This is a genomic window from Micromonospora sp. NPDC005298 (genome assembly GCF_040607375.1).
In the GTDB taxonomy this organism is placed as follows: Bacteria; Actinomycetota; Actinomycetes; order Mycobacteriales; family Micromonosporaceae; genus Micromonospora.
On the sequence record NZ_JBEXGP010000044.1, the window covers coordinates 1 to 13,480 of the forward strand.

Below are 13,480 nucleotides of genomic sequence, written 5' to 3' on the forward strand. Positions count from 1 at the left end.
TTCAACGACACCCAGCCCGACTTCGGGTTCGCCAACACACCCGTGGAGGACCACCGGTACGACGACGGCAGGCTGCACGTACCCGTCGGAGGCGGGGTCGTGGGTGGCGGGGTCGTGGGTGGTGGCGTGGTCGGCGGCGGAGTCGTCGGGGTGGTGTCACCGGTGCACGTCACGCCGTTGAGGGCGAAGCTGGTCGGCGCGGGGTTGCTGCTCGTCCACGACCCGTTGAAGCCGAACGACACCGCGCCGTTGGTCGGGACCGAGCCGTTGTAGCTCACGTTCCGCGCGGTCACCGCGGCACCGCTCTGCGTCAGCGACGTGTTCCACGCCTGTGTCACCGTCTGACCGGCGGCGTACGACCACGTCAACGTCCAACTGCTCAACGGATCGCCCAGGTTGGTGATCGACACGTTGGCGCCGAACCCGCCCTGCCACTGCGACGAAACCGCGTAGTTCACCGAACAACCGGCGGCCGCGGCGCCGGCGGGCATGGCCACGGCGACGGTCGCCGACGCCAGCAACGCGACGCCGGCTGACGCCAGTCCGACATGTCTCGCTCTGAACACGGTCATGGAGCACCCTCCTGACGGGACGGCGGCCTTCCACATTCGTGGCGATCGTTGTTAGGTGAGCGTTAACAGCCGCGTCGTGGATGTTACGGGAGCGCTCCCATGCCATCAAGGCTATCGATGGAGGCGCCCGGCATCGTCGTCCGTGGCCGCCGGCCCGCACCGGGTCCCGTCAGAGCCAGACCACGATCCCGGTCAGGTCGTTCAGGACCGCCGCCACACCCGCCCGGATGGCCGCCGCGCAGCGCTCGGCGGTGAAGGACGCCGGGTCGTACGTCGAGGACGCCCCCAGCCCCTCACCACGGAACGACGCGCCGTCCCAGTCGACGGCTGTGACGTTGTGCGTGGGCTCCGCCAACTCCGCGCCCACCACCAGGAACTTCTCGTCCAGGTGGCTCGGGGTGACCAGAGCGAGCGGGTCGACGAGGTCGTTGCCGGCGCTGACGATGAGGTCCGGACCCATCTCCATGGCCCGGGCGATGCTGGCGACGGCGTCGTGCGCGGTGCCGACGACGATCGTCCTGAGGTCCACGTGCTCGGCGTCGGCCCACTCCTGGACGGCCGTCACGAGCGACCTGGTCGGGTTGTCGTCACCGGACGTCAGCAACACCACCCGGTAGTCCCTCGGCGGGTGGACGCCGGCCCAGGAGCCGGGCTGTGGCGTGATGGTCGCCTCTGGAGCGGGCGTGGAGGAGGGGGCGACGAATCCTGGGCCGAGAGTCCCGATGGCGGCGGGCTCGGGGTGCGGCTGGGACCAGTCGTCGCCGGCGTCGCAGCCGGCGATCAGCGCGGCGGTCGCCGCCAGTATGGCGACGGCCCGGAACGGGGGGCGCAAGGCGACCGTCCTTTCACGTGGGGGCGGGAGTGCGCGTCGTGCGTCGTATTCCTATCGCAATTCCGGGCGCCACATATCTGTGGGTGGCCGTTCGGGGTCGTTGTTATCCGGCGGTTCGTCGGTGTGCGGGCTGGTGTTCACCCGCGCCGTGCAACGTGCACTGGCCAACCGAGGGAGTCGCATGTCCGGGCGCGTCCGCCGTACCGTAATCGCCGCCGTTGTCGGGATCTCCGCGATGGTGGTCCCGTTTCTGGGTGCCTCGGCGGCGTCCGCGCACGGCTTCTCGTCGACCGTGTACGCGAAAATATCGGCGGGAGACGAGGGTCACATCCGCACGACGGTGGACCTCGAATACGACCTTCTCGTGGTGTCCGCCGCCGATTCCGGTGACGACGATCCGCTCTTCCGGACGGGAACTGCCGCGTTCGAGGCGGGCGACCCGACCGCCCAGGCGGCGGCCCTGAAGAGCCACGCCGCGACGATCATCGGGTACGTCTCCGACCGCTTCTCGATCACGTCGGAGGGTGCGGGCTGCCGCCCGACGCAGGTCGGCGACACGACGATCGGTGAGCGCGACGGCGTGCCGTACGCGAATCTGCTGCTGGACTGGACCTGCGCCGGGCAGGCCAACGAGCACGAGGTGCGCAGCGGCCTCTTCCCGGATGGCGAGGGCTACGTCAAGGGCACCAAGACGATCGCCACGTACGAGATCGACGGCCGTTCGGGCAGCGCGGCGCTCGACGCCGCCCACCCCTCCTTCTCGACCGCGCAGGCCTGGTACCAGCGCTTCGGGGAGTTCTTCCTGCTGGGTGCCGAGCATCTGCTGTCCGGGATCGACCACATCCTGTTCCTGCTGGCGCTCATCGCCGGGTCGCGGCGGCCGCGGGAGATCGTGCTCGCGGCCACCAGCTTCACGCTGGCGCACTCGGTGACGTTCATGCTCGCGGCTCTCGGCCTGGTGGAGGTGCCGGCGGCGGTCGTGGAGCCGGTCATCGCGTTGTCGATCGCCGTCGTCGCCGGCTGGCACCTGTGGGGAATCTGGCGGCGCGGTACGCACGCGGCCGACCTCGAGAACGCCCGGGCCGGCCATCTCAGCCTGGACCGGGCCGGCTGGATCCGCCTCGGTGTGGTGTTCTGCTTCGGCCTCGTGCACGGCCTCGGCTTCGCCGGCGCGCTGGGCATCGACGAGGCGTGGTCGTGGACCCTGCTCTGGTCGCTGCTGGTGTTCAACGTCGGCATCGAAGTCGTGCAGTTGACCATTATCGCCGTCGTCTTCCCGCTGCTGCTGGTGCTCCGACGCCGTGCGCCGAAAGCGGGTCTCTGGGCGACCGGAGGTGTTTCGGCTGCGGTGTCCACCATGGGCCTCATCTGGTTTGTGCAGCGCGTTTCCGGGTCCTGAGTAGGGCTAAGTAGTTCGTGAAGTGCAGTGTTTCGCAAGATCACGTTCACGGCTGGTTCATCGGGCAGCGAAAGCGTGGATCTGCTTCCCCGCGTCGGGCGAAGACACATCCATTTCTCTATTTGAAAAGGGAACAATGTCAATGACATTGAGCACCTCGACACGGGCCTCCGCGCTCGTGCGGCGGCGCCTGGTCGCGGGGGTCGCAGCAGGCCTCCTGGGAGTGGGCGCGGCCCTCGGCAGTGGCCTGACGGCCACCGCGAGCGCGGCCGATTCCACAACGATCAGCAGCGTGATCCTCGGGGTCGGCGCCAACGAGACCCAGCGCATCGTGACCTGGTACTCCTCCGCCGACACCGCGCAGAAGATCCAGCTCGCTCCGACCGCCGAGATCGTCAACGGCGAGTTCCCGGCCGGCGCCGTCAACTTCGACGCCGTCGGTGCGGCGAACACCTCCACCACCGGTTTCAACCGGCACGCCACGATCAGCAACCTGCGCGAGAAGACGGCCTACTCGTACCGGGTCGGCTCTGAGGGCAACTGGTCCCCGACGTACGCCTTCAAGACGCAGGACTTCGAGGGCGACTACGACTTCCTGTTCTTCGGCGACCCCCAGATCGGCTCCTCCGGCGACCGGCTGAAGGACCAGGCCGGCTGGGAGGACACCCTGAAGGTGGCGACCGCGGCCAACCCGAACGCCGAGCTGCTGGTCTCGGGCGGCGACCACGTCGAGTCCGCGAACGACGAGGGCCAGTGGACCTCGTTCATGGCCCCCGACCAGCTGCGCCAGTACCCCGTCGTGGCCACCATCGGTAACCACGACGTCGGCGGCAAGTCGTACGAGCAGCACCACTTCACACCGAACACCGACCGCACGGCCCCGTACTACGACAACGGGAACCCGGCGGGCACCAAGTCCGGTGGTGACTACTGGTTCGTCTACAAGGACGTGCTGTTCATCGACATCAACAGCAACAGCTACAAGCTGCCGACCGACGGCAGCAACGCCGGCGACGCGGCGCACGTCGCGTACGTCACCGACGTGGTCAACAAGCACGGCTCCGAGGCCAAGTGGAAGGTGCTGGTCTACCACCACTCCATCTACTCGCCGGCCAGCCACGCCACCGACACGGACAACAAGCAGCGGCGGGAGGACTTCACCACCGCGTTCTCCAACCTCGGCATCGACATGGTGCTCCAGGGCCACGACCACAGCTACTCGCGCAGCTACTCCATCAAGAACGGCCAGAAGGAGAACCCGGCGGAGAAGCCGGGTGCCGCCGACGTGTTCCCCGGCCCGGGTGGCGTCATCTACGTGACGGCCAACTCGGCCTCCGGCTCGAAGTACTACGACATCAAGAAGCCGGACAGCACCGGCACGGGCATCCGCGGCAACGGTCCGGACCCGCTGGACCCGGACAAGTTCTGGTACAACTCCGTGCAGAACCAGGAGCACGTCCGCAGCTACGTCAAGGTGCAGGTGCGCGGCGACAAGCTGGTCCTGGCGAACGTGCGCAGCGGCACCTGCGCGGCACCGAACGCGGCCGTCGAGGCAGGTCTCTCCTGCGTCAACACCCCGGACGGGCAGCCGGTCGGCTCGATCGTCGACAACGTGACCGTGCACCCGTTCCACGGTGACGGCCAGTCCATCCAGGTCAACGTCCCGAACGCGGCTCCCGGCGAGTTCGGCTGGACGATCGACGGCTACAACGGTCTGGTCGACCTGGGCACCGCGCAGGAGCGCGACGGCACCTACTTCGAGGCGACCGGCAAGATCAACCCGATCCTGGTGTCGGACAGCCGCCGTTCGCTCGCCCCGTGGTCGATCTCGGCCAGCGTCGGCGACTTCCAGGACGCCGACAAGACGTTCTCCGGCTCCTACCTGGGCTGGACCCCGTACGTGCTCGACGGCGGCGCGGGCGCCGAGGCCGGTGCTCCGATCCTGTCGTCGTACGACGACCAGGGCAAGGGCCTCTCGGTCTCCAGCGGTCTCGGCGCGGCTGTGCAGGGTCACCCGCGTGGCGGCGCGCGGCTCGGCGCCGACCTGGATCTGAAGATCCCGGACAGCATCGCGAAGGGCAGCTACCGCACCACCCTCACGATCACTGCGCTGAGCAGCTGACCGGACTGCCGCCTTCGGCGGGGTAGGCGCCTCGGGGGCCTACCCCGCCACCCATGTGCACCCCTCCCAAGATCACCTCAAGGAACCGACATGTACCCGTCCGTAACCCGCTGGAAGACACTCCTGCGTACCACCGCACTGTCGGTGCTCACGGCCGTCGCTGTCGTCGGTGTCGGCGCCGGCCCCGCCTCGGCGGCGGACGGCAACGTCGCCTGGACGGTCCGGACCGCCTCCAACGGCTACGGCGAAGCCCGGTCCAGCTACAGCTACACCGTCAATCCCGGCGGAGCTGTCGAGGACGCCATGGTCGTGGCCAACCGTGGCCCGGTGCCGCTGACCCTTGCCGTGTACGCCGCCGACGGCTTCACGACCGACGCGGGCCAGCTGGACCTGCTCACCCGGGACCGGAAGTCGGTCGCGGTCGGCGCGTGGGTGAAGGCGAACGCGCAGAGCGTCGTGGTCCAGCCCGGGAAGACCGCGCAGGTGCCGTTCAGGATCAGCGTTCCGGAGAACGCCACCCCCGGTGACCACGTCGGCGGCATCCTCACCACGCTGACCCAGGGCGACCAGGCCCAGGGCATCAACGTCGACAGGCGCCTCGGCATCCGGATCAAGCTGCGCGTCGGCGGCGAGCTGAAGCCGAACCTCGCCGTCGAGGACCTGCACGTGACGTACGCCGGCACGGCCAACCCGTTCGGCAGGGGCGACGCCACCATCACCTACACGCTCCACAACGTCGGCAACGCCGCGCTGTCCGGGCAGCAGGCGGTCTCCGTCTCGGGTCCGTTCGGCGTGCTGCGGGTCCGGGCCGGCGACATCCCCGCGCCGCCGGAACTGCTCCCGGGTGAGAGCTGGGACGTGCGCGTGCCGGTACGCGACGTGGCTCCCGCCGTCCGGCTCGCGGCGACCGCCACCGTCACTCCCCTGCTCACCGACGCGTCGGGGTCCACCACCTCGCTCGAGCCGGTCCAGGTGACCGCGCACGGCTGGGCCCTGCCGTGGATGGTGGTCCTGGTGCTCGTCGTGCTGATCGCCGTGGTCGTCGGGGCGTACCTGTACCGCCGCCGCACCCGGACGCGGCGCACAGCGCGCGAGGACGCCCGCGTACGCGACGCCGTGGCGCAGGCCCTCGGCGGCCGGGAGCCGCGGACGTCCTGATCGCCGGTCGTCCTGACGGGTGAACGCCAGCCGGCACCCGGCCGGGCCGGCCCGCGAGCCGGCATGCTGCGACGGTGACGCCGGCCCGGAGAGGGAATCCACATGGTTGACGGGAACGTGCCCGAGCAGATGCAGGCTGCCGCCTTCGACACGTTCGGCGGGCCGGAGGTGATCACCCTGCGGAAGCTGCCGGTGCCGGACATCGCCGACGACGAGATCCTGATCAAGGTCCTGAGTGCCGGCGTCGGGGTGTGGGACGTGTACGAGCGGCAGGGCGTGCTGGTCCCGGAGGGCTCCGAACTCCCGATCGTGCCCGGTTCCGACGGCGCCGGCACCGTCGTCGCCGCCGGCGGTCAGGTCTCCAACGTCGCGGTGGGCGACCTGGTCTACGTCTCCGCCACCGCGCGTCCGAAGGGCGGCTTCTACGCCGAGTACGCGGCGGTGCAGGCGCAGTACGCGGCGAAGGTGCCCGACGGTGTGCCCGCCGAGCACGCCGGCGCCATGTCGACCGACGCGTTGACCGCGCTCGCCGGTCTCGACACGGTCAGCCTGTCGCCCGGCGCCTGGCTGCTGATCTTCGGCGCGAGCGGCGGTCAGGGCCATCTCGCCGTGCAACTGGCCAAGCGGCAGGGGCTCAACGTCATCGCCGTGGCATCCGGCGCGGACGGCGTCGCGCTGGTGACCCGGCTCGGCGCCGACGTGTCCCTCGACGGACACGGCGACATGAACGAGCTGCTCGCCCGGATCCGGGACGCGGCACCGGCCGGGGTCGACGCCATCCTCGCGATGGCCGCCGGCGCGACCCTGGACCGGCTCACCGAGGTGCTCGTCGACGGCGGCGTGGTCGCGTACGCCCACGGGGTGCGGCCGGAGCCGGGCGAACGGCAGGGCGTCGTGGTCCGGGCGTACGACGGCGAGTCGAGCCCACGACAGTTGCAGCGCCTCAACGAACTCGTCGAGGCGGGACCGTTCGTGGTGCACGTGGCGCAGACGTACCCGCTGGGCAAGGTGCGCGAGGCGCACAAGCGCCTGGACACCTCCTACCTGGGCAAGCTTCTGCTGTCGGTGGCCTGAGACCTCAGCGGGTGCGCTGCCGCGGCACGCGTACCGAGGCCATGCCGGCCGCCGTCGCGGCCTGGATGCCCAGGTCGGTGTCCTCGAAGACCAGGCAGGAGCCCGGGGGTACGCCGAGGTGCTCGGCGGCGAGCAGGAACGCCTGCGGGTCGGGCTTGGCCCGCGTGTAGTCCTCCGCGCAGACCAGCACGTCGAAGCGGTCGAGCAGACCCAGCGCGTCGAGGGAGGCGGTGACCGAGGCCCGGGTGCTGCCGGAGACGACGGCGAACGGCACCCGCCGGTGCGCGTCGTGGATGTGCTCCACCACGTCGGGCACGGCGGCGAGCTGCGGCAACAACTCCTGGTAGATGCGCTCGCGGCTCTCCACCACGGTCGCCACCGGCATGGCCAGGCCGTGCCGCTCGTTCAGGGCGACGATGATGTCGGCGGTCGGGCGGCCACCCCAGGCGTAGAAGAGGTCCTCCGGGAACTCGCAGCCCCACTCGTCGAGTGCCCGCTGCCAGGCCACGTAGTGCAGCGGCATCGAGTCGACGATGGTGCCGTCGCAGTCGAACAGGTACGCCGCGAACTCACCGGGTGGCAGGGCAAGACTCATCGGGGAAGGGTACAGCGGCAGGTCGTCCGGTCAGTCGTCCGTGACGGAGGCCAGCCGGCGCAGCAGGTGCGCCCGTTCCGGATCCGTTCCCACAAGGGCCAACGCGCTGCGGTACGCGGCCGCGGCCTCGTCGTGACGGCCGAGCCGACGCAGCAGGTCGGCCCTGGTCGCCGGGTAGAGGTGGTAACCCCGCAGACGCGGATCGTCGGCCAACCCGTCCAGCAGGGTGAGCCCGGCGTCCGGCCCGTCGCGCATCGCCACGGCGGCAGCCCGGTTCAACGCCACGACCGGTGAGGGGACCATGGTGAGCAGCACGTCGTAGAGCGCCACCACCTGGGGCCAGTCGGTGCTGGCCACGTCGGCGGCCTCGTCGTGCAGCGCGGCGATGGCGGCCTGCACCCCGTACGGCCCGGGTGTCGGGCCGGTCAACGCCACGAGCACAAGCGCCCGCCCCTCGTCGATCATCGCGTGGTCCCAGCGTGCGCGGTCCTGGTCGTCGAGGAGGACCACCGCCCCGTCCGGCCCGGTACGGGCGGCACGCCGGGCGTGGACCAGCAGCAGTAACCCGAGCAGGCCGGCGACCTCCCGCTCGGCCGGCAGCAGCCGGCGCAGGATCCGGGCCAGCCGGATCGCCTCCTCGGCCAGGTCGGTCCGCTGGAGATCCGGGCCGGAGCTGGCGGCGTACCCCTCGGTAAAGATCGAGTAGACGGCCTGGAGCACCGTGGGCAGACGCCCCGGCAGCTCGTCGGCGCCCGGCACCCGGAACGGGATGCGGGCGTCGCGGATCTTCCGCTTGGCCCGGACGAGACGCTGGGCCATCGTCGCGTGCGGCACCAGGTAGGCCCGCGCGACCTCCGCCGTGGTGAGGCCGCCGAGGAAGCGCAGGGTGAGCGCCCCCCGGTCCTGCGCGGGCAGGGCCGGGTGCGCGCAGGTGAAGAAGAGCGCCAACCGGTCGTCGGGCAGGTCCGGGTCCACGTCGGCGGGCGGCGCGGGGTCGGCCCGCTCGGCCTCCGCCTGGAGCACGGCCAGGCGGGTCGCCAGCACCCGGTCGCGGCGCAGCCGGTCGACCGCCCGGCGGCGGGCCGTGGTGAGCAGCCAGGCGCCGGGCCGGCTCGGCACGCCGTCGACGGGCCAGCGCACGAGCGCCGCCTCGATCGCCTCGGAGGCCACCTCCTCGGCCAGGTCGAGGTCGCCGAAGCGGTGCACGAGCGAGGCGAGCAGCCGGCCGTGCTCCTCGCGGAACACCGCCTCCACGGACCCGGCTGCCGCCTCCGCACCCGCCATGGTCAGACCTCGACCTCGATCTCGGCGACCGGCCGCACCTGCACCGACGCGCCGCCGGTGGCACCCGGGCTGCGGGCCGCCCAGTCCAGCGCGACGTCGAGATCAGGTACGTCGATGATGTCGTACCCGCCGAGCACCTCGCGGGTCTCGGCGAACGGCCCGTCGGTGATCGTGCGCTCGCCGTCCGGGCCCACCTGCACCGTCGTGCACGTGGTCAGGTCCTGGAGCGGGTGCCCGGAGACCCAGATGCCGGCGTCCTTCATCTCCCGGTCGTAGCGGATCCAGTCCTCGAAGGTGCACCCGTTGCCGGCCTCCCCGTCGGTCGCGGGGCTCATGAACAGCAGCATGTACTTCACGTCTCGGCTCCTCTCGGCGCGGCGGGTCGCCCGCCGTACAGCATGACGACGAACGGGTATCGGGGATATCGACACGGCCTCCGGAACTTTCACGGCCGCGCCGGCCGCGCCGATTCGACATGCGGGTCGCGCCTGTCGACGCGCCGCTCGTACCAGGTCACCGCGATCAGGAGCAGGGTGAGCAGGGCCAGTTCGGCAAGCGCGTCCAGGGACCGCGCGACAGGTAACAGGACGAGCGGCAGGACGGCGACCGCCACCTGCCCCCGACGCACGGTACGCAGGGTCAGCCGGCGGAAGAGCAGCCGGGCGAGCAGGTAGAGGGCGGCCCCACCGTACAGGGCGGTGGCGGCGGCCCAGCTCAACCGGGTGGGATGCGACGGCTCGTCGGCGAGGGTGCCGAGCACCTGCTCGATGCCGAGCGCCACGTAGATGGCGCCGATGATCAGAGGGGCGTGCGCGAGACCGTACGCGTCGCCAACCACGTCGGAACGCCGTTCGTCAGGCACCAGCAGTACGGAATTGCGCGCGGCGGGCGCCAGCCTGTCGAAGTACAACCACCACAGGCAGACGGTGATGACCAGGCCGAGCAGGGCTGCGACCAGGGCGGTTCCGGTCGGTGCCATCGACCTCGTCGTGGTGCCGGCGGCGATCAGCGCCTCGCCGAGCGCGATGATGAGCACCAGCCCGAACCGTTCGGTGAAGTGGTCCAGGCTGCGTAGCGGCCAAGGGCGGTAGGCGGAGGCGATGCGGGCTCCCCCGATGTCCATCAGGAGCGCCACCGTCCACAGGACGGTCTGGGCGACGCCGCCGAGCAGCGCGCCGCCGACGAGCGGGAGCCAGGCCGCCGTGACCGGCACGGCGAAGAACCGCAGGGTCGAGCGCAGCGGCGGGTCGGTGACGCTCGCCCAGAACAGCACGACGAGCTGCACCGCCCTGGCGGCCAGGTAGGCCAGGGCGAGCACGAGGGGCGCGTCGAGGAGTTCCGGACCCTGCCGCCAGGCCTCCGGCAACACGAGCGCCGCCACGAAGATCGCGGCCATCGCCAGCAGGGTGGCCGCGCGGGCGGGCCCGACGTCCGCGCGGACCAGGTTCCCCAACCAGAGGTACGGGCCCCAGGAGTAGATCAACAACAGCAGGAGGAGCAGTCCCTGAGCGAGGGTGAGCGCCGTCGGCGGCTGTGCCATGAACGTGATGACCCGGGTGAGCGCGAACACGAATACCAGGTCGAAGAAGATCTCGAACATCGTCGTCCGGTGCCGGTCACCAGTCGGCACCGGACGAACGTCGAAGATCTCCCTCATCTCCGCATTCTGCGCCAGCTTCGGCACTCGTCGACGGGGATCACCCGCGGCCCGCTCAGGCCGACGCCTCCGTCCGGCGCCGGCTGCGCTCGGCTCGCCGCCGCACCTGCTGGTACGCGCCGGTCAACCCCATCGCCCGGCGTACCTCGACCAGGGTCTGACGGACCTCCAGCCGGGTCCGTTCGGTGCCCTCGACGGTCAACCGGTCGACCAGCCCCCGGTCGGCCTCGATCTCGGCCCGACGCTGCCGGATCGGCGCCAGGAACGCCTCCAGCGCGACGACCAGGCGCTCCTTGACCTCCACGTCGCCGACCTGCCCCGCCCGGTAACGCCGGGCCAGGTCCGCCACCTCGTCGCGGTCCGGGTTGAACACCTCGTGGTATGCGAAGACCGGGTTGCCCTCGACCGTTCCCGGTACGTCCGCCCGTACCCGGTTCGGGTCGGTGTACATGCCCAGCACCTTCCGACGCACCGTCGCCTGGTCGTCGGAGAGGGCGATGGCGTTGCCCCGGCTCTTGCTCATCTTCGCCGCCCCGTCGGTGCCCACCAGGCTGGGTGTCTCCGCCGGGACCAGCTCGGGCACCGGGAAGACCGGACCGTACAGATGGTTGAACCGGCGGGCGATCTCGCGGGTCACCTCGACGTGCGGGGCGTTGTCCCGGCCGACCGGGACGACCTCGCCCTTGACGCAGAGGATGTCGGCGGCCTGGAGCACCGGGTAACCCAGCAACCCGTAGGGCATCTCCTCCTTGCCAGCGTCGCGGGCCATGTCCTTGAGCGACGGCACCCGCTCCAGTCGGGGCACCGTCACCAGGTTCTGCAGGAGCGTGTTGAGGTCGCCGACCTCCGGGATGGCCGACTGGAGGTAGAACGTGGCCCGCGCCGGGTCGACGCCGGCGGCGAGGATGTCGGTCACCATCTCGCGGGCGTTGACGGAGACCTGGTCGATGTCCTCGCGGCGGTTCCTGGTGGTCAACATGTGCAGGTCGGCGATGATGAAGAAGCTCTCGTACCGCTGGTGCAACCGCACCCGGTTGGCGATGCTGCCGACGTAGTGGCCGAGGTGCAGGCGGCCGGTGGGCCGGTCGCCGGTGAGCATGCGTGCGACGGACATGGTGGTGTGCCTCTCGTGCTCGGAAGGTGGGGTCACGCGTGGGCGCGCGCCGAGGGGGCGGGTCGGCCCCCTCGGTCAGCGGGATCGACTCAGCGAGTCGCCCGCCATCGCGCGCCGGCGCGGAACCGCAGACCACCGGCTCGGAGGACATCGAGGAGTTGCTCACGGCCGTCGCCGGAGCTGGACGGGAACCGGGGCGCCACGCCGAGCGGGAGGCCGTCGACCAGGTCGACCGCCTCCGGCGTGCAGCTGCTCACCCGGACCACGGCCTCACATTACCCGCGGTGTCTCCTCCGGCGCTGCGAGGTAACGGTCCGTGTAGTACCTGCCGACGCGCTCCCGGTACTCCGGGTCGGCCGACTCCGGGTCGTACGGCGGCGCGTCCTTGATCTGCTGCCGGGTCAGGTCGACGTGTACGGCGCGGTCCTGGTGGTCCACCCGGTCCACCGTGCCGGCCGGCAGCAGCACCTTGCGACCGAGGATCCACGGCCCGGTGTCCACCACGAGGTAGCGGGCGTCGGCCTCGTTGCTCGCCTCGTCGATGGCGCCGATCCGCCCGTCGCTCGCCTGGACCTGGTAGCCGACCAGGTCGACGGGCGTACCCGGGCCGGGCGCGTGTGGGCCCTCGTGCCCGTCGCCCGGGTCGTCCGGTGGACTGGTCGAGGGAGTGGCCTGCGTGTATCCACCGGCCAGAGCGGACGGGTCACGCCAGGCCCAGGGATTGAAGATCGAGGGTTGCACGGATGCACCTCCGGGGACGGCTTGCACTGTCCCGCTACTCAGTGCCCAGCAGGGTGGCGTCGGAAACAGGCCCGGTCGCCGTCCGGCCCCGGTGACCAGGCCCGCTGGCATACTCGGCAGCCATGGTGCTGTCGCGTGGGTGGTCCGTCTTCCTGGTCGGAGTCGGGATCTGGACCTGGGTGATCTGGCCGAGGTTCGCGCTGGCCATCTGGCAGGACCCGCGGGCCTGGTCGGCCGGGACGGTCGGGGACGGTGTGCCGACGAGCTTCCTGTGGGTGCACGCGCTGTTGATCGGGGCGTCGCTGGCCATCGGAACGACTGTGGGTGTCCTCGGCGTCCGCGCGTGGTTGACCGTCCGTCGCCGTAACGGCGCATCCTGAACTGCGAAAACGTCGTTACAGCCAGAGTGTGACGCGCGCCGCTACCCGTCGATTTGACGATCAAACCCGTGGACGCGTAACTTTCTCTCTGCCAGCGCGGAACGGGGCAAACGGGACGAAGGTCCTGAGGTACCGGAACGGACTGGCAACCGGGTCAGGCAGGGGTTCGCTCCTGCGGGACACGGTCCGGGCGGGGCTCGCCGGATCGGCCGCGAGGCGGATTTGGTGCAGCGCAACCGACCGGGTAAGGTTCACGACCGGCAGGGCACCGGGCGAGCCTGCGGGAAACCGCAGCGGCCGGCCTGCCAAATCCGACGACCTGACGCAGCGGTTCGCTGCTGCGTGAGTGCGCCGGTGCCAACCCGTACGAAGCATGACAGACCGGGACACACGGTTTGACACGGCGAAGACGGTGAGGTAACGTAGTAAAAGTGCCCAGTGCGAGAGCGGCGGGCAGGCAGAGCGGAAAAGCCCCGGGCTGGTTCCACTGAGTGTGGTTCTTGGTTTGGTGTGTGGTTGTTCTTTGAGAACTCAACAGGGTGCTTGTAAAGC

General features: G+C 70.6%; 14 protein-coding genes. 5 read left to right on the forward strand and 9 right to left on the reverse strand.

All coding sequences use genetic code 11. The features are described 5' to 3' along the window. Both ABZS77_RS29855 and ABZS77_RS29860 read right to left on the reverse strand, forming a co-directional pair. Positions 1-572, reverse strand: a 572-nt coding sequence (locus ABZS77_RS29855) for a non-reducing end alpha-L-arabinofuranosidase family hydrolase (RefSeq protein WP_354829649.1), incomplete at its 3' end; no start/stop codon positions are given. 169 nt (positions 573-741) lie between these two features. Further along, the gene (locus ABZS77_RS29860) at positions 742-1,182 is read right to left on the reverse strand and encodes a hypothetical protein (protein ID WP_354829651.1); all 441 of its coding nucleotides are present in this window, start codon (positions 1,180-1,182) and stop codon (positions 742-744) included. 112 nt (positions 1,183-1,294) lie between these two features. Between ABZS77_RS29860 and ABZS77_RS29865 the strand changes: the two genes are divergently transcribed. The 4 genes from ABZS77_RS29865 to ABZS77_RS29880 all read left to right on the forward strand — a co-directional run bounded on the left by ABZS77_RS29865 (position 1,295) and on the right by ABZS77_RS29880 (position 7,157). Continuing rightward, entirely contained in the window at positions 1,295-2,803 is a 1,509-nt protein-coding gene (locus ABZS77_RS29865; protein WP_354829653.1) for a HupE/UreJ family protein, read from the forward strand. Positions 2,804-3,095: 292 nt separating this feature from the next. Continuing rightward, positions 3,096-4,925, forward strand: coding sequence for a metallophosphoesterase family protein (locus ABZS77_RS29870; RefSeq protein WP_354829655.1), 1,830 nt, complete (start codon positions 3,096-3,098; stop codon positions 4,923-4,925). Between the two features lie 90 nt (positions 4,926-5,015). Next, on the forward strand, positions 5,016-6,083 hold the full coding sequence (locus ABZS77_RS29875) for a DUF916 domain-containing protein (RefSeq protein WP_354829657.1): 1,068 nt from the start codon (positions 5,016-5,018) through the stop codon (positions 6,081-6,083). Between the two features lie 102 nt (positions 6,084-6,185). Continuing rightward, positions 6,186-7,157: an NADP-dependent oxidoreductase gene (locus tag ABZS77_RS29880; protein ID WP_354829658.1), complete on the forward strand. Its 972-nt coding sequence runs from the start codon at positions 6,186-6,188 to the stop codon at positions 7,155-7,157. A 4-nt stretch (positions 7,158-7,161) separates the two neighbouring features. Here ABZS77_RS29880 and ABZS77_RS29885 read toward each other — a convergent pair whose 3' ends face one another. The 7 genes from ABZS77_RS29885 to ABZS77_RS29915 all read right to left on the reverse strand — a co-directional run bounded on the left by ABZS77_RS29885 (position 7,162) and on the right by ABZS77_RS29915 (position 12,548). Beyond that, positions 7,162-7,752 carry an HAD-IA family hydrolase gene (locus ABZS77_RS29885; RefSeq protein ID WP_354829659.1) on the reverse strand — a complete coding sequence of 197 codons (591 nt, stop codon included), beginning with the start codon at positions 7,750-7,752 and terminating at the stop codon, positions 7,162-7,164. Between the two features lie 30 nt (positions 7,753-7,782). Beyond that, entirely contained in the window at positions 7,783-9,036 is a 1,254-nt protein-coding gene (locus ABZS77_RS29890) for a sigma-70 family RNA polymerase sigma factor (protein ID WP_354829661.1), read from the reverse strand. Positions 9,037-9,038: 2 nt separating this feature from the next. Further along, positions 9,039-9,392, reverse strand: a complete 354-nt coding sequence (locus ABZS77_RS29895) for a YciI family protein (protein WP_354829663.1) — start codon at positions 9,390-9,392, stop codon at positions 9,039-9,041. Positions 9,393-9,481: 89 nt separating this feature from the next. Beyond that, positions 9,482-10,693 (reverse strand): low temperature requirement protein A, encoded by a 1,212-nt coding sequence (locus ABZS77_RS29900; protein WP_354829665.1) that lies wholly within the window; start codon positions 10,691-10,693, stop codon positions 9,482-9,484. Positions 10,694-10,748: 55 nt separating this feature from the next. After that, on the reverse strand, positions 10,749-11,807 hold the full coding sequence (gene trpS / locus ABZS77_RS29905; RefSeq protein WP_354829667.1) for a tryptophan--tRNA ligase: 1,059 nt from the start codon (positions 11,805-11,807) through the stop codon (positions 10,749-10,751). Positions 11,808-11,896: 89 nt separating this feature from the next. Then, the gene (locus ABZS77_RS29910) at positions 11,897-12,073 is read right to left on the reverse strand and encodes a hypothetical protein (RefSeq protein ID WP_354829669.1); all 177 of its coding nucleotides are present in this window, start codon (positions 12,071-12,073) and stop codon (positions 11,897-11,899) included. 4 nt (positions 12,074-12,077) lie between these two features. Continuing rightward, positions 12,078-12,548: a PRC-barrel domain-containing protein gene (locus ABZS77_RS29915; protein ID WP_354829670.1), complete on the reverse strand. Its 471-nt coding sequence runs from the start codon at positions 12,546-12,548 to the stop codon at positions 12,078-12,080. A gap of 122 nt (positions 12,549-12,670) precedes the next feature. On the opposite strand from ABZS77_RS29915, the gene ABZS77_RS29920 reads away from it, so the two are divergent. Then, positions 12,671-12,928: a hypothetical protein gene (locus tag ABZS77_RS29920; protein ID WP_354829672.1), complete on the forward strand. Its 258-nt coding sequence runs from the start codon at positions 12,671-12,673 to the stop codon at positions 12,926-12,928. The last annotated feature ends 552 nt before the right edge of the window (positions 12,929-13,480 follow it).